The sequence below is a fragment of the Duganella sp. GW821-FHT01E12 genome, assembly GCF_059422325.1.
Window position 1 is genome coordinate 33,636 of sequence record NZ_JBWKWR010000007.1, and the last position, 19,264, is coordinate 52,899.

Sequence of the window (19,264 nt, forward strand, 5' to 3'; positions counted from 1 at the left end):
CAGCCCAGGTAAAGATATTTAACTATTTTTAGGGAATCAAACATGAATTTGCCAGATCCTCAAGCCATTGCCAACGCCTGGATGTCGCAGATGAGCGACCCCGGACAGTGGCAATCCTGGTTCAACATGGCGCCGACCACGGACGCCAATCCGCTGGCCGCCATGATGCAGGATGTGGGCGCCTCGGTGAAGCCGGAGGCCATGGAGCAGCTGAAAAACCAGTATCTGCAAGATTTTGGCGATTTGTGGCAGGAGTTTTTGTCCGGCAAGTCGCCGGATGTGGCCGACCGCCGTTTCACCTCGTCCGCCTGGCAGGGCAATCCCATGTCGTCGTTCAATGCGGCATCATACCTGCTCAACGCCAAATTCCTGAATGCCATGGTCGACACGGTGGACACCTCGGCCCAGCAGAAGCAGAAAATCCGCTTCGCGGTGCAGCAGATTATTGACGCCATGTCGCCGGCCAACTTCCTGGCCACCAATCCCGAGGCGCAGCAAAAGCTGATCGAGACCAAGGGCGAAAGCCTGACCAAGGGCCTGGCCAATATGCTGGCCGACATGAACAAGGGCCATATCTCGCTGTCGGACGAATCGGCGTTCGAGGTGGGCCGCAACCTGGCCACGACCGAGGGCACGGTGGTGTACGAGAACCCGCTGTTCCAGCTGATCCAGTACAAGCCGGTGACGGAAACGGTGCACCAGCGCCCGCTGCTGATGGTGCCGCCCTGCATCAACAAGTTCTACATTCTTGACCTGCAGCCGGAAAACTCGCTGGTGCGCTATGCGGTGGAGCAGGGCAACAGCGTGTTCCTGATCTCGTGGAGCAATCCCGACCAGTCGCTGGCCGGCACCACCTGGGACGACTACGTCGACCAGGGCGTGATCGAAGCCATCCACGTGGTGCAGGACATCAGCGGCCAGGAGCAGATGAACATGCTGGGCTTCTGCGTCGGCGGCACGCTGGTGTCGACCGCGCTGGCGGTGCTGGCGGCGCGCGGCGAGAAGCCGGCCTCCAGCCTGACCTTGCTGACCACCTTCCTCGACTTCAGCGACACCGGCGTGCTGGACGTGTTTGTCGACGAGGCCCAGGTCTCGCTGCGCGAGCAGCAGCTCAAGGCCGGCGGCCTGATGCCGGGCCGCGACCTGGCCAGCACCTTCTCCAGCCTGCGCCCGAACGACCTGGTGTGGAACTACGTGCAGTCCAACTACCTCAAGGGCAACGAGCCGCCGCCGTTCGACCTGCTGTACTGGAACTCGGACAGCACCAACCTGCCGGGCCCGATGTTCTGCTGGTACCTGCGCAACACCTACCTGGAAAACAAGCTCAAGACCGGCAAGCTGACGGTGGCGGGGCAGAAGGTCGACCTCGGCAGCATCGACGCCCCGGCCTTCATCTACGGCTCGCGCGAGGACCACATCGTGCCGTGGATGTCGGCCTTCGGATCGATGAACATCCTCAATCCGGGCAAGGTTAAGGCCAACCGCTTTGTGCTGGGCGCGTCCGGCCACATCGCCGGCGTGATCAACTCGCCGGTGAAGAACAAGCGCAGCTACTGGACCAACGACAAGCCGCTGGGCCGCGCCGCCGCCAAGCCGCAGGACGGCGAGGCCTGGATGGCAGGGGCCACGGAAAACCCCGGCAGCTGGTGGCCGGAATGGGCCCGTTTCCTGGCCGAGCACGGCGGCAAGGCCGTCAAGCCGAAAGCCAAGCCCGGCAATTCCCGTTACAAAGCCATCGAACCGGCGCCGGGCCGCTACGTGAAGGTGCGGGCGGATTAATTTCAGCAGGGAAAAAGCATGGTGTTGTCGATCTGTAAATTTGGTTGCGTTGCAATAAAACCTAAAAGTTATATCAGATTGTGCAAGATATGCTTTTTCCCCTCTATAATAGAAATAGTAGGCTAGTGGGAAAGCGGACCGAAGTTCGCTTTTTTTTCGAATTGTTAGAGTACGCGCTGCGGCGCAATAAGTGGACTTGTGATGAGTAGTGCGAAAAAAAATGCTGACCGTCTGATCAAAAAATACCCGAACCGCCGTCTGTACGACACGCAGACCAGTTCCTACATCACGCTGACGGACGTCAAGCAGCTGGTGCTGGACAACGAAGAATTCACCGTGGTCGACGCCAAGACCAACGAAGACCTGAGCCGCAGCATCCTGCTGCAGATCATTCTGGAAGAAGAGGCCAGCGGCGCGCCGATGTTCTCCAGCGACGTGCTGGCGCAGATCATCCGCTTCTACGGCCACGCCATGCAGGGCATGATGGGCTCGTACCTGGAAAAGAACGTCCAAGCCTTCACCGACATCCAGCGCAAGTTCACCGGCAGCGCGGTCGGCGGCCTGGAAGGCAAGCCCTTCAGCCCGGAAATGTGGACCCAGTTCATGAACGTCCAAGGCCCGATGATGCAGGGTATGATGAACAATTACATCGATCAAAGCAAGAGCCTGTTCGTGCAGATGCAGGAACAGATGCAAAACCAGAGCAAGAACATCTTCGGCACCTTCCCGTTCGTGCCGGGCGTACCGCCAACCGACAAGAAATAATCCTTCGCCGTTCGCGGCAGTTTAAACGGCACAGCCACCTCGGTCGCTGTGCCGTTTTTGTAGCCAAGTTACAAAAATTCCAGAATTTCTTTGACACTTGAATTTCTTCGGTAGTACTATCGATCACGTCCGTGGAAACGCTTCCACTTTACGTTGAGATGACATCCGCGTGGGCTACGCGACCCGGAAGCGCACCTTGAAGCGCAGCGTCAAATTGGTGGCGCGATTCCTCGCCGAGCGGGCCAGCAAATAATTGAACATCCGGCAGCCATCCGCATAAAATGGGCGCTCGACGCCCACAGGAGACAGAATGATTAAGGCTACAACACTGGGGAGCGCCGTCGCGCTCGCGCTGGTGGCGTGCGGCGCGGCCTGCGCGCAGGCGCCCGCGCCATTGAAGGCGACCGTGATCCACTGGTGGACCTCGGGCGGCGAATCCCAGGCGGTCAAGCAGTTCGCGGACGCCTACAACAAGGCCGGCGGACTTTGGATCGACAACGCCATCGCCGGCGCCGACCAGTCGCGCGCCACCACCATCAACCGCATCGTCGGCGGCAATGCGCCGACGGCGGCGCAGTTCAACACCTCCAAGCAGTTCCGCGATTTCGTCGAGCAGGGTTTGCTGAACAACGTGGACGACGTGGCAGCCGCCGGCAAGTGGGACCAGATCATGCCGCCGTCGATACTGGCCGCGATCAAGATCAACGGCCACTTCTACGCCGCGCCGGTGGACATCCACATGCCGGCCTGGTTCTTCTACTCCAAGGCCGCGTATAAAAAAGCCGGCATCGCCAATGAGCCGCAGACCTGGGACGAGTTCCTGGCGCAGCTGGCCAGGCTGAAGGCTGCAGGCCTGGTGCCGCTGGCCTTCGGCGGCCAGGTATGGCAGGAGAAGATCACCTTCGACGCCATCTTCGCGATGGTGGGCGGCGCCGACCTGTATCTGAAGGTGTACCGCGACCGCGACCAGAAGGCCGTGATGTCGCCGGCCTTCAAGCAGGTGCTGGTCGACTTCAAAAAGCTGAAAGCCTTTGTGGATGCGGGTTCGCCGGGCCGCAACTGGAACGACGCGACGGCCATGGTCGTCAGCGGCAGGGCCGGCGTGCAGATCATGGGCGACTGGGCCAAGGGCGAGTTCTCGTCGGCCAAGCAGGTGGCGGGCAAGGACTTCGGCTGCTTCCCCGGCTTCGGGCCGAAGGCGCCGTACATCGTCGCGGGCGACGCCTTCGTCTTCCCGAAAACCAGCGACGCCAACGCCGTCAAGGCGCAGAAGCTGCTGGCCACGGTGGTCACCTCGCCGGCCGCGCAGGTGGCCTTTAACTCGCGCAAGGGCGCGATCCCGATCCGTGGCGACGTCGATGAATCCACGCTGGACATCTGCGCGAAGCAGGGCCTGGCCATCATCAAGGACAAGAGCCGCCAGCTGCCCAACTCCGAAATGCTGGCGACTCCGGACACCACCGGCGCCCTGCAGGATGTGCTGACCAGCTACTGGAACAAGAACCAGTCGCCGGAAGACGCGCAGAAAGCCTTCGCCCGCGCGCTGAAGGACCAATAAGCCATGGCCAAGAAGCGTCAAAGCGTCTCCTTCGCCGCTTACATCGCCATGATCCCGATGGCGCTGACGGTGCTGCTGGCCTACCTGGGCACGATGCTGTGGACGGCCCGCGTGTCGGTCAGCAGCTCGCGCACCTTCCCGGCCAGCGATTTTGTCGGCGCCTCGCAGTACATCCGCCTGTTCAACAACGAGCGCTGGCTGCTGTCGCTGCAGAACGTGGCCGTGTACGGGGTGCTGTTCATCGCCGCCTGCCTGATTATCGGCTTCCTGCTGGCCGTGTTCATCGACCAGAAGGTGATGGCCGAAGGCGCGCTGCGCACCATCTTCCTGTATCCGTACGCGATGTCGTTCGTGGCGACGGGCCTGATCTGGCAGTGGATACTCAATCCCGAACTGGGCATCCAGGAAGTGCTGCACAAGCTGGGCTTCGCCGGCGCCACGTTCGACTGGATCGTCGACCAGGACATGGCGATCTACACCATCGTCATCGCCACCGTGTGGCAGGCTTCGGGCCTGGTGATGGCGCTGATGCTGTCCGGCCTGCGCGGGGTGGACGAGGAATTGTGGAAGGCCGCCCGCATCGACGGCATCCCGCGCTGGCGCGTCTACGTCAGCATCGTGCTGCCGATGCTCGGGCCTTCGGTATCGACCGCGTTCGTGCTGCTGTTCGTGATGGTGGTGAAGGTGTTCGACGCCGTCGTCGCGATGACGCAGGGCGGCCCAGGCACGGCCAGCGAGGTGCCGGCCAAGTTCATCATGGACTACCTGTTCGGCCGCGCCAATATCGGCCTCGCGTCGGCCGCGTCGATCGTGCTGCTGGCGACCGTGCTGGCCATCGTCGCGCCGCTGTACTATGTGCGCAACCGCCGCGCGGCCAAGGGGGCGTGATGGGACAGGCCGTCAAACTCGATAAGGTAGTAATGGACAAAGCAGCAGGCGTGGCGCCGGGTGGCGCCGCCAACGACAGCACCATAGCCGCACCCACCGCCGTCAAGCCGCGCCGCAAGCTGGCGTGGACGCCGGCACGCATCGGCGTCTACGGCTTTTTGATCGTGGCCGCGCTGTTCTTCCTGCTGCCGCTGTACGTGATGCTGGTGACGTCGGTCAAGCCGATGGAGGAGATCCGCCTCGGCACACTGTTCGCGCTGCCGATGCACGCGACGCTGGAGCCATGGCTGCAAGCATGGCAGTCCGCCTGCACCGGCCTGGAATGCAACGGCATACGCGGAGGCTTCTGGAACTCGGTCGCCATCGTGGTGCCGAGCACCGTGCTGTCGATCGCCATCGGCGCGGTGAACGGCTATGCGCTGTCGTTCTGGCGTCCGCGCGGCGCCGGGCTGCTGTTCGCCATCCTGATGATGGGCGCCTTCATCCCGGTGCAGGTGATGGTCTATCCGCTGGTGCGCGTGCTGGCCGCCGTGAACCTGTTCAGTTCCTTGCCCGGCATTGTGCTGATCCACACCATCTTCGGCATGCCGGTGATGACGCTCCTGTTCCGCAACTACTACGCGGGCTTGCCGATGGAGCTGTTCAAGGCCGCCCGCATCGACGGCGGCGGTTTCTGGCGCATCTTCCTGCAGCTGATGCTACCGATGTCGACGCCGGTGATCGTGGTGGCCGTGATCATGCAGGTCACGGGCATCTGGAACGACTTCCTGCTTGGCCTGGTGTTCGCCGGTTCCGATCATCTGCCGATGACGGTCCAGCTGAACAACATCATCAACACCACCACCGGCGAGCGCCTGTACAACGTCAACATGGCCGCGACCATCCTGACGTCGCTGGTGCCGCTGGCTCTCTATTTCATTTCCGGCCGCTGGTTCGTGCGCGGCATCGCCTCCGGCGCTGTGAAGGGTTAAACATGTCTAACGTAGCTATTCGCAATTTACAGATTCAGCTGGGCGGCAACAAGGTGATCGAGTCGCTCAACCTGGACGTGAAGGCCGGCGAGTTCGTGGTGCTGCTCGGGCCATCGGGCTGCGGCAAATCGACGCTGCTGCATTCTATCGCGGGCCTGATCGACACCACCTCCGGCCAGATCGAAATCGGCGGCAAGGACATGACCTGGGCCGACCCCAAGGACCGCGGCATCGCGCTGGTGTTCCAGTCCTATGCGCTGTATCCGACCATGAACGTGGAGGCCAATATGTCCTTCGGCCTGCGCATCAACGGCACGCCGCAAGCGGAAATCGCCCGCCGCGTTACGCGCGCTTCGGACATGCTGCAACTGGGCCCGCTGTTGAAGCGCAAGCCGGCCAACCTGTCCGGCGGCCAGCGCCAGCGCGTGGCGATCGGCCGCGCCATCGTGCGCGAGGCCGACGTGATGCTGTTCGACGAGCCGCTCTCCAACCTGGACGCCAAGCTGCGCACCGAACTGCGGCGCGAGTTGAAGCAGCTGCACAAGCAGCTCGGCGCCACCATGATCTACGTGACCCACGACCAGGTGGAGGCGATGACGCTGGCGCAGCGCATGGCGGTGATGAAGGGCGGCGTGGTACAGCAGTTCGACACGCCGGCCAATATCTACAACGAGCCGGCCAATCTGTTCGTCGCCACCTTCCTCGGTTCGCCGGGCATGAACCTGTTCAAGGGCTGGCTGGAACAGGCGGGCGGGCGCACCTTGTTCCGCAACGAACACCTGTCGGTCGATGTGACGGATTATCCGTTCAAGCAGCCGCGGGCCGGCAAGCACGAATGCGTGCTGGGCGTGCGGCCCGAGGACATCGACATCGGCAATTGCGACGGCGCCGGCAGCGCGGTATGCGCATCGGTGTCGCTGGTCGAGGCGATGGGGGCGCATCGCGTGTTGTGGCTGGACTTCCACGGCACCCAGGTCGCCGGCATCGTGCAGGACCAGCAGCAGATCGAGACCGAGCAGGAACTCAGCTTCTCGATCCGCACCCAGCGCGTGTCGCTATTCGACGGGGCCAGCGAACAGCGGCTCTGAACCCGGCCGCCGCGCCGCTTCAGGCGCGCGGTGCGACCGAGCCCCGCATCGTCACCGTGACCGGGAGGTCGCGGACGATTTCGTGCTGGGTGCCGTAGCACAGGTTGAGCAGCCAGCGCACGGCGTTCTGCGTCAGCTGTTCCATCGGGATGTGGACCGACGTCAGTCCCGGCGATGTATATTCAGCCGAGTAGTCGTCGTCATAGCCGATGACGGAGACTTCGTCCGGCACCCTGACGCCGGCGCGGTGGAGGCAGGACAGGGCGCCGACCGCCATCTCGTCGTTGGCGCAGAACAGGCCCATGAACTGGCGGCCTTCGTTGATCAACTGCTGCGTGGCGCCGAAGCCGCCCTCGCGCGAGAAGTCCGATTCGATCAGGCGCACCGTCGAACGCCCGATGCCGTGGCGCCGCAGTTCGGCGAAGAAGCCGTCCAGCCGCTCCTTGTTGTCCGATGTCGCGGCCGGGCCGGAGATCACCGCCAGTTCGCGGTGGCCGGCCTGCAGCAAGGTGCGCGCAGCCAGTTCGCCGCCGTGAAAATGGTCGGGACAGAACGAAGCCTCCGGCAGCTGCGCGCTGCGGCGGTTGAGGAAGGCCATCTTCGGATGCATTTTATGCAGCGCGACCAGGTCCTCGTCGTACAGGTCGTGCCCCAGCACGACGATGCCGTCGCAATCCCGGCCGATCAGGAACTTGACCGCCTCCAGCGCCTCGTCGCGCGGCGTGCCGTCGCCGCAGCCGGTGGCCACCACCACGTGGCGGCGCATGGCGCGCAGTTCGACGTCGGTCTGTTTGAGGATGGTGCCGTAGTAGGCGCCGAAGAAGGACGGCGTGAAGATCCCGATCATGCCCAGCGACTGCGCCGACAACGAGCGGCCGATGGAGGAGGGGCGGAAGTTGAGCTGTTCAATCGCGGCCTGGACTTTTTTCATCGCCTCCGCCGATACCGGCCCGGCGCCTGAAATGGCGCGCGATGCTGTCGACATGCCTACACCGGCGAGCACTGCGACGTCTTTCAGCGTTGCCACGAATTCTCCTGGACTGGGTGGTGAATGCAGCGCCGATGCGGGCCACTGGGTTGGCCTCCATCCTAGCATGATCTCCCTATGGCGAATGGGGTATAATGCTCGATTGCTCGTAATTTTCATGGCGTATAAAGCAACCTATCATGCAATCGCAACCACTCTCCCGTCTCCCCAAGCCCGCAGCCGGCGCGCCCGCGCCTAAAGTCGGCTTCGTATCGCTCGGCTGCCCCAAGGCGCTGGTCGACTCCGAACAGATCCTGACCCAACTGCGTGCCGAAGGCTACGAGACGGCCAAGTCCTACGACGGCGCCGATCTGGTCATCGTCAACACCTGCGGCTTCATCGACGCCGCCGTGCAGGAATCGCTGGACGCCATCGGCGAAGCGCTGGCCGAAAACGGCAAGGTGATCGTGACCGGTTGCCTGGGCGCGAAAAAAGACGCGGCCGGCGACGACATCATCATGAAGGTGCACCCGAAGGTGCTGGCCGTGACCGGCCCGCACGCGCTGGCGGAGGTGATGGACTCGGTCCACCTGCACCTTCCCAAGCCGCACGAGCCTTTCCTCGACCTGATTCCGGCGCAGGGCATCAAACTCACGCCCAAGCACTACGCCTACCTGAAGATATCCGAAGGCTGCAACCACCGCTGCTCGTTCTGCATCATCCCGTCGATGCGCGGCGACCTGGTGTCGCGCCCGATCGGCGAGCTGCTGCTGGAAGCTGAAAACCTGTTCAAGTCCGGCGTCAAGGAACTGCTGGTGATTTCGCAGGACACCTCGGCCTACGGCGTGGACGTCAAATTCCGCACCGGCTTCTGGAACGGCCGTCCGGTCAAGACCCACATGACGCAGCTGATGGAAGCGCTGGGCGAGCTGGCCAAGTCGTACGGCGCCTGGGTGCGCATGCATTACGTCTATCCATACCCGCACGTCGACCAGGTCATTCCAATGATGGGCGAGCACGTGCTGCCTTACCTGGACATCCCGATGCAGCACGCGCATCCCGATGTGCTCAAGCGCATGAAGCGTCCGGCCAGCGGCGAGAAAAACCTGGACCGCATCCAGGCCTGGCGCAGGATGAATCCGGACCTGACCATCCGTTCGACCTTCATTGCCGGCTTCCCAGGCGAGACCGAGGCCGAATTCGAATACCTGCTGGACTTCCTGAAGGAAGCGCAGATCGACCGACTGGGCTGCTTCGCCTACTCGCCGGTGGAAGGCGCGACCGCCAACGAACTGGCCAATCCGGTGCCGGAGGAAGTGCGCGAAGAGCGCCGTGGCCGCGTGATGCTGCTGCAGGAAGAGATCTCGAAGGCGCGCCTGAAGGCCAAGGTCGGCAAGACCGTGCGCGTGCTGATCGATGAAGTCAACCGCAGCGGCGGCGTGGGCCGCTCCAGCGCGGACGCGCCGGAAATCGACGGCGTGGTGTACGTCAAGCCGCCGTACGAACCGCACAAGAAGCTAGCCGTCGGCCAGTTCGTCGACGTGAAGATCACCACGTCCGACGCCCACGACCTGTGGGGCGAGGCCCAATAAGCCAGCTGCCGTTGGCACGATAAGCAGACTGCGGAAACGCGGTCTGTTTTTTTTTGCGGGCGGGCTTCAGTACGTGAAATAAGGCACGTAGGGACGCCAGGCTGTCCACCGCAACTGTTGCACTGTCCGCCCCCCGGCCGTATTGGTCTGCATGTAAAAGTTCATTTGCCCGTTACTTCTTATGCCAATCACATTCAGGTTTTTTTGGTTGACTGCGGCGTGATTTGATTGAACCAGGATATAGCGTTGTGGATTCACTCCGCCAATCTTGGAGGCCTCAACCAACTGCGTTACTTCGGGCTTCAGACTTTGTCTTTGTATCTCCGCATAAGCCGTGAGCGGTGCGTGATCGAGGATGTATCGATTTACCCGGTTATAGTTGGCCTGCGGATGGGGTAACAGGTGCCCCATCGACATCTGTCCGCCCCAATCCAGGATAATCAGACTGCAGCCGGTCTGCCTTTCGGTAACCCAAAGGTCCTCGGCAATTGGATTGAAGCGTTGCAGCGCAGTGAATCGATGAGGCGAATTCCAGTTGCGGGTCGGTGTGACCAAGGCCCTGATCACAACCGTGGTGCCGTTATTCGGTGCGACGGTGCCGATTAATATATTGCCGTTTGTGAGGGAGAACGCAATCTGCGATTGTTCCGTTACGTCGCCTGGCGGCAGCGCGACCATCAGAGGGTGATTTTGCAAAACAACCAAAGGGGTTGTCTTAAGGGCGTTAACCATTTCGTAGGTATTGATTCGGTCCCTCACAGGCATATTGAACTCCAGATCCGGGTTGAAAAAATATTTTTTCACCAAAGCCATGTCAAATTAGCATGTGTTGAATGCATCGTCAATGGATGGCGCAGCGTGGCGGCGACGGCCATTAAAGCGGATAGTTTGAAGCGAGGTTTGACGGGGCAAAGCGTTTATAATCAGGCCATGACCATCAAAAAATCCCCACAGACCGCGCTCGTACATACCGACTACCAGGCCCCGGAAGGCTTCGCCGCATTCCCCGGCGCCATCCACCATGCCTCGACGGTGCTGTTCAAGAACGTGGCGGCCATGCGCTCGGGCGACTGGAAAGAGAAGAACGCCTATACCTACGGCCTGCACGGCACGCCGACCACCTTCACGCTGGAAGCGCGCCTGGCCGAGATCGAGGACGGCAAGTACTGCCTGCTGGCGCCGAGCGGACTGGCGGCCATCGCGATGGTCGACTTCGCGCTGCTCAAGGCCGGCGACGATGTGCTGTTGCCCGATAACGTCTACAACCCTAATCGTGAACTGGGGCGCTGGCTGTCGGCCGATTTCGGCATCACCGCGCGCTACTACGATCCGCTGATCGGCGAGGGCATCGCCGCGCTGATCCAGCCGAACACAAAGCTGATCTGGACCGAGGCGCCGGGTTCGGTGTCGATGGAAGTGCCGGACCTGCTGGCCATCTGCAAGGCGGCGCACGAGCGTGGCGTGGTGGTCGCGTTGGATAACACGTGGTCCGCCGGCCTGGCGCTGCGGGGCTTCGACCTCGGCGTCGACATCATCATGCAGGCGCTGACCAAGTACCAGTCCGGCGGCTCGGATGTGCTGATGGGCGCTGTGATCACGCGCGATCCGGCGCTGCACGAGCGGCTCAGTCTCTCGCATATGCGGCTGGGCATGGGCGTCGGCGCGGACGACGCCTATCTGGTCTCGCGCGGCCTGCCGACCATGCGCCTGCGCTTCGACGCGCACGACGCGGCGGCGCGCAAGTTGGCCGCGTGGTTGCAGGCGCGCCCGGAGATCACGAAGGTGCTGCATCCGGCCTTCACCGATTGCCCCGGCCACGAGATATGGAAGCGCGATTTCAGCGGCGCCGGCGGTTTGTTCTCGGTGCTGTTCGACGAACGTTATACCGAGGAGCAGACCGACCGCTTCATCGACTCTCTCAAGTTCTTCAAGATCGGTTATAGCTGGGGTGGGGCCAACAGCCTGGTGATGCCTTACCGTATCCAGCACATGCGCAAGGACTGGCAGGGCAAGGGCATCCTGGTGCGCTTCAATGTCGGCCTGGAGGACGTCAACGATCTGATCGCGGACATCGAGCGCGCGCTGGGAGCGCTGCAATGAGCCGCTTCTGGAGCGACGTGGTCCACGGCCTGACGCCGTACACGCCGGGCGAGCAGGTGCAGATGCCCGGTCTGGTCAAACTCAACACCAACGAGAATCCTTATGGCCCGTCGCCCAAGGCGATAGCGGCGATGCAGGCGGCGGTCGGCGACCAGCTGCGCAAGTATTCGGATCCGGCCAACGTGGTCGTGAAGGATGCTGTGGCGCGGCGTTTCGGCTTGACGCGCGAGCAGGTCTTCGTCGGCAACAGCTCGGACGAGGTGCTGGCGCATACCTTCCACGCCTTGCTCAAGCACGAGCTGCCGCTGCTTTGCCCGGACATCAGCTACAGCTTCTATCCGACCTATTGCAGCTTGTACGGCATCGAGGCGGTGCAGGTGCCGCTGAACGAGCGGTATGAGATCGATGTCGAGGACTACCGGCAGCCGTGCGGCGCCATCATCATCGCCAACCCGAACGCGCCGACCGGCATCGGCCTGCCGCTGGAGCGGATCGAGGCGCTGCTGGCCGCGCATCCCGATCAGGTGGTGGTGATCGACGAGGCGTATGTCGACTTCGGCGGCCAAAGCGCCATCGCGCTGCTGGGCCGCCACGACAATCTGCTGGTGGTGCAGACGCTGTCCAAATCGCGCTCGCTGGCCGGGCTGCGGGTGGGTTACGCTGTCGGCCATCCCGACCTGATCGCGGGACTGGAGCGGGTGAAGAACAGTTTCAACTGCTATCCGCTGGGGCAGGTGGCGCAGGCCGGCGCGCTGGCGGCGCTGGACGATGCGGCGCATATGGCGCAGACGTCGCAAGCCATCATCGCCACCCGCGCGTGGCTGACCGCGCAGATGCAGGCGCTGGGGTTCGAGGTGCTGCCTTCGCAGGCCAACTTCATCTTCGCCCGCCATCCGCGGCGCGACGGGGCGCAACTGGCGGCCGGGCTGCGCGAGCGGGCGATCCTCGTGCGGCACTTCAAGCAGGCGCGTATCGACCAGTTCCTGCGCATCTCCATCGGCACGGATGAAGAATGCGCGAAGCTGGTCGAGGCGCTGAAGGCGATCGTGTAAGCGTCAATCGCTGATGGCGGCGGGCTCGTTGCGGTTCAAGCGCTGCAAGCCGCTGATCAGGCGATATGCCTTCCACAGCCACGCGCCCAACCAGACCAGGTAGGCCAGCGGTATGCCGATGATGGTGACGAACAGCAGCGCGCCCACGACCACGAATACGACGTACCACCAGAACGAGCGGATCATCCAGCTGTGATGGCTGTAGACGAAGGTGCCGGCGGTGTCGGGCCGCTGCATGTAGTTGATCGCCAGCGGGATGACGGAAAACAGTCCGAGCGAAAACAGGAAGCTCACCGCGTGGACGACATACAGCCACCAGGCGGTGGTCTTGGCCGAGTCGAGACGGCTATCCAGTACCAGTTCTTGCGACATGATCACTCCTTTGGTTGAGTAATGTTGTGCAGTATAGCCGCAGTGCGGATTGCGCGGCGCGCAGCCAACGTCCGCTGAAGGAACGCGGTCACGTCGGCAAACAGTTCCGGCTGGATGGCTGCGCGGTCGAAGCCGGGCGGGTCTTGCGAGGGCTTGAAGTTCGGCCGCGTCATCTCGGGCGGGAATTTGCTCATGAAGGCGAAGTGTCCGGCGCCGGCAATTTCACGGTGCTCGACCAGCGCGGCGTCGGCCACGCCGGCGATGATTTTTTCCGCATGCTCGGCCGGCGTGATCTCGTCCTTTTCGCCGGTGCGCATCAGTATCGGCACCTGCACCGCCCGCAGCGATCCGGGAATGAACCAGAACGTGGCGGGATTGAGCAGCACCAGCGTGCACACGCGCGGGTCGGCCCGCACGGGAACCGGCTGCGGCTTCCCGTCCATGCTCTCGCGCGGACCGGACCAGGGTTGGCCGCCGGCCACCGCCAGCGCCGTGTAGCCGCCGATCGAATGGCCGATGACGGCCACGCCGTCGCCGGCGATATGGGCGCGCAATACCGGATCGGCCAGCGCCGCGTCGATGGCGAGCGTGACGTGGCGCGGCCGGTTGGCCAGGTTGGCGGCGGTGCCGGCCAGGCTGTTGTCGTGCCGCGTATTGCCCGTGTGGGCGGGCAGCGCCACCACGAAGCCGGAACGCACCAGATGCCTGGCCATCTCGCGGTAAGCCCACGGCGTGCCGGAGTTACCGTGCGAGATGAGCACCAACGGATGCGCGCCGGTGGCCGGCGGCGCATCGATGGCGACGTCCAGCATGTACGGGCCGAAGTGCTCGGCCGTCTCGACGCCGACGGCGGGATAGAGCAACGCCAGCGGCACCACCGCGCCTTGTACCGCGTCGTCGATGTCGATCAGGCGACAGCCACATACATGCGTCATGCCTTGCTCCTTACAGCGGATGAACGGGAATGCAGATGTCGCAGGTCATGGCGCCGGTCTGCGGATTGAACGCCAGGTCGGGCCTGAACATCTCGAAGCAAGGCCGGTCGTCGCACTGCAAGCCGCTCGACGGCAGCCAGTTGCGCGTCATCCAGGTCCAGGCGTCGGCGATGTCGGCGGTCTGGCCCTCGAAGCGGCCGACGGCATAGCGGCCGCCGGGCAGGGTGGTGATGTCGGCCGAGCCGGCGGCGGTGAAGGTGTCGGGCACGGTCACGCAGGCGTCGTAGCGGCATTTGTCGGCGGGAGTGACGGTCGGGTCGTCATAACCGACGCCGTAGCACAGCGCCTGGCCGAAGCCGTGCGACTGCACCCACGGCCCGACTACGCTGCTCCAGAAGGCGCCGATGGCCGGGCCGTATGGGCCGATGTGGCGATGATAGGCCACGCGCGCGGCCGGCAAGTCGATCACTTTAACGTCCATGTTGAAATCTCCTGATTGGTTGTTGGAGATGTCATCGTCGCCGATGCCGGTTTGCGGCGTCTGATCGTACTTGCTTAACATCTGATCCAGATTGCTCTCCGCGTTACGCGCACCGCCCAGTGCTTGCGAGGCGAGGCGTTCGCGCGTGTCGCGCCGCCACTCGGTCGGCGTGCAGCCGAACCTGAGTTTGAAGGCGCGCGCGAACGCTTCGCCGGAACCGAAGCCGGTCGCCAGCGCCGTCTCCAACACCGACTCGGGCGGCGTGCAGCTCAGGCGGAAGGCCGCCTTCTCCAGCCTGCGCCTGCGCGCATAGTCGCCCAGCGTTTCGCCCATCCACGCCTGGAAGATGCGGTGGAAGTGGAAGCGCGAGAAGTTGGCGACGTCGGCCAGCTGCGCCAGTTCCAGCGGCTGGTCCAGATGGGCGTCGATGTAGTTCAGCACGCGGTTCATGCGGCGCGCGTATTCCGCGCGGGGAGACTGGTCGTTGGAGAGGCTCATTTATTTTTCCGGCGCGCCTTTGGCCGCGGAGTAAAGTCTATAAAATACAATCGTGTTGATTATATAAGGAGCCGGCGTGGCTGCGAAAACTTCGGTGCTGTTTGTCTGCATGGGCAATATCTGCCGCTCACCGACGGCGGAGGGCGTGTTCCGCCATCGCGCGGCGGCGGCCGGCCTGGCGGATCGCGTCGTCATCGACTCGGCCGGCACGCACGGCTACCACGTCGGCGAACCGCCGGATGCGCGTTCGATGGAGCACACGGCCAATCGCGGCTACGATTTGTCGGCGCAGCGTTCGCGCAAGGTGGCGGCCAGCGACTTCGAAACCTTCGATCTCGTGCTGGCGATGGATCACGACAATCTGCGCCTGCTGGAAGTGGCGTGTCCGCCACAGCACCGGCACAAGCTGGGATTGTTCATGGCGCACGCCAGCCGCAGCGATTCCGACGTGGTGCCCGACCCCTACTATGGCGGCGGGCGCGGTTTCGACATGGTTCTGGACTATATCGAGGACGCCTCCGATGGCCTGATCGCCGCACTGATGGCGAAATAAAGCGATTGCGAAAAAAATAAGTTGATGGCAGCATACGGCGGTTGATCGCCATTCGAGAGCGATCCGCAACGGGAGATAAAATATGTCGCAACATCGCAAGTGGATGCTGTCCGCGGGGTTGGCTGCGGCCATGCTGGCCGGCGGCGCAGCGCAGGCGCAGGACCTGAAGCGGCTGGAGGCGCTGGTCGATACGGCTGTCGCCAACGACCATTTTTCCGGCACGGTGCTGGTGGCCAAAGGCGACCGGGTCTTGCTGGACAAGGGCTACGGCTCCGCCAACCTGGAATGGAACATCCCCAACGCGCCCAGCACCAAATTCCGCCTGGGCTCCGTGACCAAGCAGTTCACCGCCGCCAGCGTGCTGCTGCTGCAGGAGCGCGGCAAGCTCAATGTCGCCGATCCGGTCAGCAAATACCTCAGCGACCTGCCTGCCGCGTGGAGCAGGATCACCATCTTCCAGCTGCTGAATCACACTTCCGGCATCCCCAACTTCACGGCGGTGAAGGAATACGAATCGATCGAGCCGTTTTCCAAGAAGCCGATGGAAGTGGTGGCGCTGGTGCGCAACCTGCCGCTGGAATTCGAATCCGGCTCCCGCTTCAACTACAGCAATACGGGCTACGTGCTGCTGGGCGCCTTGATCGAGAAGGTCAGCGGCGAAAGCTACGACGCCTTCCTGCGCAAGAATATCTTCGACCCGCTCGGCATGAAGGACAGCGGCTACGACTGGAACGCCACCGTGCTGCCGAACCGCGCCGCAGGTTACGCGCGCGGCAAGAACGGCGTGACCAACGCCAGCTACATCGATATGAGCGTGCCGCAGGGCGCCGGCGCCTTGTACTCGACCACCGGTGACCTGCTGCGCTGGCAGCGCGCCCTGTATGAGGGCAAGCTGCTGTCGCCGGCGTCGCTGGAGGCGATGACGACGCCCTATCAATCGGGCTATGGTTTCGGTCTGGGCATACAGCAGAAGGATGGCGGCAAGGAGGTCGGCCACGGCGGCGGCATTCCGGGCTTCGCCACCGAGGTGCACTACCGCATGGGCGACAAGATCAGCGTGATCGTGCTCAGTAACTTCCAGGGCAGCCAGCTGGAAGCGTTGACGGCCGGGCTGACCGCCACCGCGCGCGGGGCGGCGTATGTGCTGCCTTCCGAGCGCAAGGACATCGCCTTGTCGGCGGAGCAGATGGCCGCCATCGCCGGCACCTACACGATGCCGGACGGTCGCCGCCTGTGGCTGCGCACCGGTAACGGCGGCATGACGACGCAGCTGCAGGGCCAGGCCGCGCTGCCGATCTACGCCGAGTCGGCGGACAAGCTATTCCTGCGCAAGGTCGACGCGCAGCTGGAGTTGATCCGCGACGCAGCCGGCAAGGTGGAGGCGGTGACGCTGATGCAGGGTGGCCGCAACATGCGCCTGCCGCGCATCGCCGAAGCGGCACCGGCGGAAAACGACGCAGACGCTTCGGCGCCTGCACCACACTAAGCACGCTAAGGAGGCGGCATGAACTTCAAATCCATTTTGCTGGCGACCATCGCCCTGGCCGCGGCACAGTTGCACGCGCAGGAAGCCGCGCCGCAGCAGCAGTTGCTGAAACTGGTGCAGAGCTACACCGAGGCGCAGCGCGATTTCGAACCGTCGAAGATCGACGCCATCGTGACCCGTGATTTTTATGAAGTTTCGCCGCTCGGCGAGGTGGACCCGCGCGAGAAGGTGCTGGGCTTCTACCTGCCGGCCAACAAGCGCGAGACGCCGACAATGGAGGTGACGGAGCCGTCGATCCAGATGTTCGGCAACACCGGCACCGTTGTCGTCAAGTTGAGCGGCACCGTGATGGTCAATGCGGAGAAGCGGAACTTCGCGCTGCGCGCCGGCTATGTCGCGGTGAACGAGGGCGGCAAATGGAAGCTGGCGTCGGCGCAGTACACCGGCATCCGTCCAGCCAAGCCGCAGTGAGCGGGCCATGGGCACATACATCATCAAGCTGGAAGATGCGCCCGATGGCGGCGACATGCAGGCGCTGGTCAAGGGTCTGACCGAGTACAACGCCGCGCAGGCCAATGGCGACACCCCGAACTACCTGGTGGCCACCGTCAAGGACGACGGCGGCAAGCTGGTTGGCGGCCTGCTCGGCGCCACCTACCTGGGATGGTTGCAGATACAAGTGGTGTGGCTGGACGACAGCGTGCGCGGACAGGGATACGGCAGTGAGCTGATGACGATCGCGGAGCGCGAGGCCTTGCGGCGCGGCTGCCAGAACGCGTTCGTCGAAACGCTCAGCTTCCAGGCCTTGCCGTTCTACGAAAAGCTCGGCTACTCGGTGTTCAGCCGCTTGGCCGATTTTCCGCCGGGCGGTGCGCGCTATGCGTTGACTAAAAAACTGGAAGGGTGACGCACATGGCTTTCGATTGGCACGGTGCGCCTATTTCGCGCGCCACCCCGGTGGATACGTCGTACCGCAGCACGCAGAACGTGCGCCGCTTCATGCGCGAGCAATGCGGCGACGGCTTCGCGTTCGACCGCAGCCTGATGGCGTGGATACGCAGCGGCGCCGCGCGCAGCATGGGCGATGTGGTGGACGAATGGCAGCGGCGCCGCAGGCAGGCTTCCGTTACGACGCGCTAGTCGCGCGGCGGCTCATGGCTTTTCCTTTGGCTGTGAGGCGGCGAATACCGGCCCGCCCAGATACGAAAAATAAAAGCGCTGCTGCCGGGGCGATAACAGTACATGGTGGGCGCGCAGGAAGTCGCGGCCCAGTATCATCTGGTGCCCCCTGTTGGCGAGGTCGCCGTTTTGCTGTTCGAGGACGGCGATGCGCGGATGGGCGATCTGTTCCTCGCCGATGGCGAAGCTGTCGAATGAGGCGATCCACGATTGCCGGGTCTTGCCGTTGACGCCTTGCAGCTTGCCGCCTTTGACGGCGTCGGCGGAGGCGGGGTCGAAGCCCAGCCGCTCGGCGGTGTTCTGGTCGATCAGCGAAATCGAAGCGCCAGTTTCGATCAGGGCCATTAACTTGGTGCCGTTGATCGATACCGGCACGTGGGCGCGGCTGTCGCCGGATGGGATTTCCAACGGCACGTCCAAAGCGTTGGGGTCCCAGTAGGCCAGCGACTTGTCGTCGCAGCCTGCGCCGCGGAAGAACTTGAGCTTCTTGTCGGCCAGCGCGATTTCCAGGTCGGCCTGCAGCAAATAGTCGGCGCCGATGATGCCGCCGTAGCCGGGAAAATCGAAGCCTTCGATCACCGGGAAGGCAGTTTGGCTCACCCGCGAAGGGCCGATGACCACTTCCTTCGGGCGCGCCGAGAACATCGCCGCGCGACCTCCTACGCCGTGTATAACCTCGCTGGTACGGGTGAGCGTGATTTGCTGGCGGTCGACTTCCGCGCGCGTCAGCAGGGTCTTGAAGGCGCCGGTATCGATTAGCATGTGCACGGACTTGCCGTTGATTTGTGCGTCCAGGTAGGGCGTGTCGGAAAAGCGTTGATCCACGCTGATGTCCAGCGCGGCCAATTCAGTGTAGCGGCACTCGGCCGCATGGATGGAAGCGGCGGCCGTTAGCAGGGTGGCGCAGAGCAGGAGGCGGGTCATGGGTCAGGGGAGCGGTGAGTGGGCATTGATGTTATCATTTTTGATAACTTTTGTGCAGCCTATGCCGGCACTTCAT

At 63.3% G+C, this 19,264-nt stretch carries 20 protein-coding genes; 14 read left to right on the top strand and 6 right to left on the bottom strand.

The features are described 5' to 3' along the window. Positions 1-42 precede the first annotated feature (42 nt). The 6 genes from phaC to AC07WS_RS19605 all read left to right on the top strand — a co-directional run bounded on the left by phaC (position 43) and on the right by AC07WS_RS19605 (position 7,049). Positions 43-1,779: a class I poly(R)-hydroxyalkanoic acid synthase gene (gene phaC / locus AC07WS_RS19580; protein WP_494730698.1), complete on the top strand. Its 1,737-nt coding sequence runs from the start codon at positions 43-45 to the stop codon at positions 1,777-1,779. Positions 1,780-1,980: 201 nt separating this feature from the next. Continuing rightward, on the top strand, positions 1,981-2,544 hold the full coding sequence (gene phaR, locus AC07WS_RS19585) for a polyhydroxyalkanoate synthesis repressor PhaR (protein ID WP_117010266.1): 564 nt from the start codon (positions 1,981-1,983) through the stop codon (positions 2,542-2,544). Positions 2,545-2,854: 310 nt separating this feature from the next. Further along, entirely contained in the window at positions 2,855-4,102 is a 1,248-nt protein-coding gene (locus AC07WS_RS19590) for an ABC transporter substrate-binding protein (protein WP_494730699.1), read from the top strand. Between the two features lie 3 nt (positions 4,103-4,105). Next, on the top strand, positions 4,106-4,990 hold the full coding sequence (locus tag AC07WS_RS19595; RefSeq protein ID WP_494730700.1) for a carbohydrate ABC transporter permease: 885 nt from the start codon (positions 4,106-4,108) through the stop codon (positions 4,988-4,990). A 32-nt stretch (positions 4,991-5,022) separates the two neighbouring features. Next, the gene (locus AC07WS_RS19600) at positions 5,023-5,961 is read left to right on the top strand and encodes a carbohydrate ABC transporter permease (protein ID WP_494730701.1); all 939 of its coding nucleotides are present in this window, start codon (positions 5,023-5,025) and stop codon (positions 5,959-5,961) included. 2 nt (positions 5,962-5,963) lie between these two features. Continuing rightward, positions 5,964-7,049, top strand: a complete 1,086-nt coding sequence (locus AC07WS_RS19605; protein ID WP_494730702.1) for an ABC transporter ATP-binding protein — start codon at positions 5,964-5,966, stop codon at positions 7,047-7,049. Positions 7,050-7,068: 19 nt separating this feature from the next. Here AC07WS_RS19605 and AC07WS_RS19610 read toward each other — a convergent pair whose 3' ends face one another. Then, complete coding sequence (locus tag AC07WS_RS19610) at positions 7,069-8,076, bottom strand: LacI family DNA-binding transcriptional regulator (protein WP_494730703.1); 1,008 nt, start codon at positions 8,074-8,076, stop codon at positions 7,069-7,071. A gap of 140 nt (positions 8,077-8,216) precedes the next feature. Between AC07WS_RS19610 and rimO the strand changes: the two genes are divergently transcribed. Further along, positions 8,217-9,608: a 30S ribosomal protein S12 methylthiotransferase RimO gene (rimO, locus tag AC07WS_RS19615; protein ID WP_494730704.1), complete on the top strand. Its 1,392-nt coding sequence runs from the start codon at positions 8,217-8,219 to the stop codon at positions 9,606-9,608. Positions 9,609-9,674: 66 nt separating this feature from the next. On the opposite strand, the gene AC07WS_RS19620 is transcribed toward rimO, so the two are convergent. Next, positions 9,675-10,421 carry a hypothetical protein gene (locus tag AC07WS_RS19620; protein ID WP_494730705.1) on the bottom strand — a complete coding sequence of 249 codons (747 nt, stop codon included), beginning with the start codon at positions 10,419-10,421 and terminating at the stop codon, positions 9,675-9,677. A gap of 117 nt (positions 10,422-10,538) precedes the next feature. Here AC07WS_RS19620 and AC07WS_RS19625 point away from each other — a divergent pair, with 117 nt between their 5' ends. Then, a complete protein-coding gene (locus AC07WS_RS19625; protein ID WP_494730706.1) occupies positions 10,539-11,708 on the top strand; it encodes a cystathionine beta-lyase in 1,170 nt (389 codons plus the stop codon). Further along, on the top strand, positions 11,705-12,760 hold the full coding sequence (hisC, locus tag AC07WS_RS19630) for a histidinol-phosphate transaminase (RefSeq protein ID WP_494730707.1): 1,056 nt from the start codon (positions 11,705-11,707) through the stop codon (positions 12,758-12,760). The genes AC07WS_RS19625 and hisC overlap by 4 nt, the downstream gene beginning before the upstream one ends. Positions 12,761-12,763: 3 nt before the next feature. On the opposite strand, the gene AC07WS_RS19635 is transcribed toward hisC, so the two are convergent. The 3 genes from AC07WS_RS19635 to AC07WS_RS19645 are packed head-to-tail and all read right to left on the bottom strand — an operon-like array spanning position 12,764 to position 15,046. Beyond that, on the bottom strand, positions 12,764-13,132 hold the full coding sequence (locus AC07WS_RS19635) for a DUF4870 family protein (RefSeq protein WP_494730708.1): 369 nt from the start codon (positions 13,130-13,132) through the stop codon (positions 12,764-12,766). 2 nt (positions 13,133-13,134) lie between these two features. Then, complete coding sequence (locus AC07WS_RS19640) at positions 13,135-14,067, bottom strand: alpha/beta hydrolase family protein (RefSeq protein WP_494730709.1); 933 nt, start codon at positions 14,065-14,067, stop codon at positions 13,135-13,137. A 10-nt stretch (positions 14,068-14,077) separates the two neighbouring features. Further along, on the bottom strand, positions 14,078-15,046 hold the full coding sequence (locus AC07WS_RS19645; protein ID WP_494730710.1) for an AraC family transcriptional regulator: 969 nt from the start codon (positions 15,044-15,046) through the stop codon (positions 14,078-14,080). A gap of 76 nt (positions 15,047-15,122) precedes the next feature. Here AC07WS_RS19645 and AC07WS_RS19650 point away from each other — a divergent pair, with 76 nt between their 5' ends. The 5 genes from AC07WS_RS19650 (at position 15,123) to AC07WS_RS19670 (ending at position 18,225) form a co-directional block, all read left to right on the top strand. Then, positions 15,123-15,599: a low molecular weight protein-tyrosine-phosphatase gene (locus tag AC07WS_RS19650; protein WP_494730711.1), complete on the top strand. Its 477-nt coding sequence runs from the start codon at positions 15,123-15,125 to the stop codon at positions 15,597-15,599. A gap of 82 nt (positions 15,600-15,681) precedes the next feature. Beyond that, positions 15,682-17,085 carry a serine hydrolase gene (locus tag AC07WS_RS19655; protein ID WP_494730712.1) on the top strand — a complete coding sequence of 468 codons (1,404 nt, stop codon included), beginning with the start codon at positions 15,682-15,684 and terminating at the stop codon, positions 17,083-17,085. An 18-nt stretch (positions 17,086-17,103) separates the two neighbouring features. Then, positions 17,104-17,556, top strand: a complete 453-nt coding sequence (locus AC07WS_RS19660; RefSeq protein ID WP_494730713.1) for a nuclear transport factor 2 family protein — start codon at positions 17,104-17,106, stop codon at positions 17,554-17,556. A gap of 7 nt (positions 17,557-17,563) precedes the next feature. Further along, positions 17,564-17,992 (top strand): GNAT family N-acetyltransferase, encoded by a 429-nt coding sequence (locus AC07WS_RS19665; protein WP_494730714.1) that lies wholly within the window; start codon positions 17,564-17,566, stop codon positions 17,990-17,992. 5 nt (positions 17,993-17,997) lie between these two features. Then, positions 17,998-18,225: a DUF6434 domain-containing protein gene (locus AC07WS_RS19670; protein WP_494730715.1), complete on the top strand. Its 228-nt coding sequence runs from the start codon at positions 17,998-18,000 to the stop codon at positions 18,223-18,225. A gap of 12 nt (positions 18,226-18,237) precedes the next feature. On the opposite strand, the gene AC07WS_RS19675 is transcribed toward AC07WS_RS19670, so the two are convergent. After that, the gene (locus AC07WS_RS19675; RefSeq protein WP_494730716.1) at positions 18,238-19,188 is read right to left on the bottom strand and encodes an aspartyl protease family protein; all 951 of its coding nucleotides are present in this window, start codon (positions 19,186-19,188) and stop codon (positions 18,238-18,240) included. Positions 19,189-19,264: the final 76 nt, after the last annotated feature.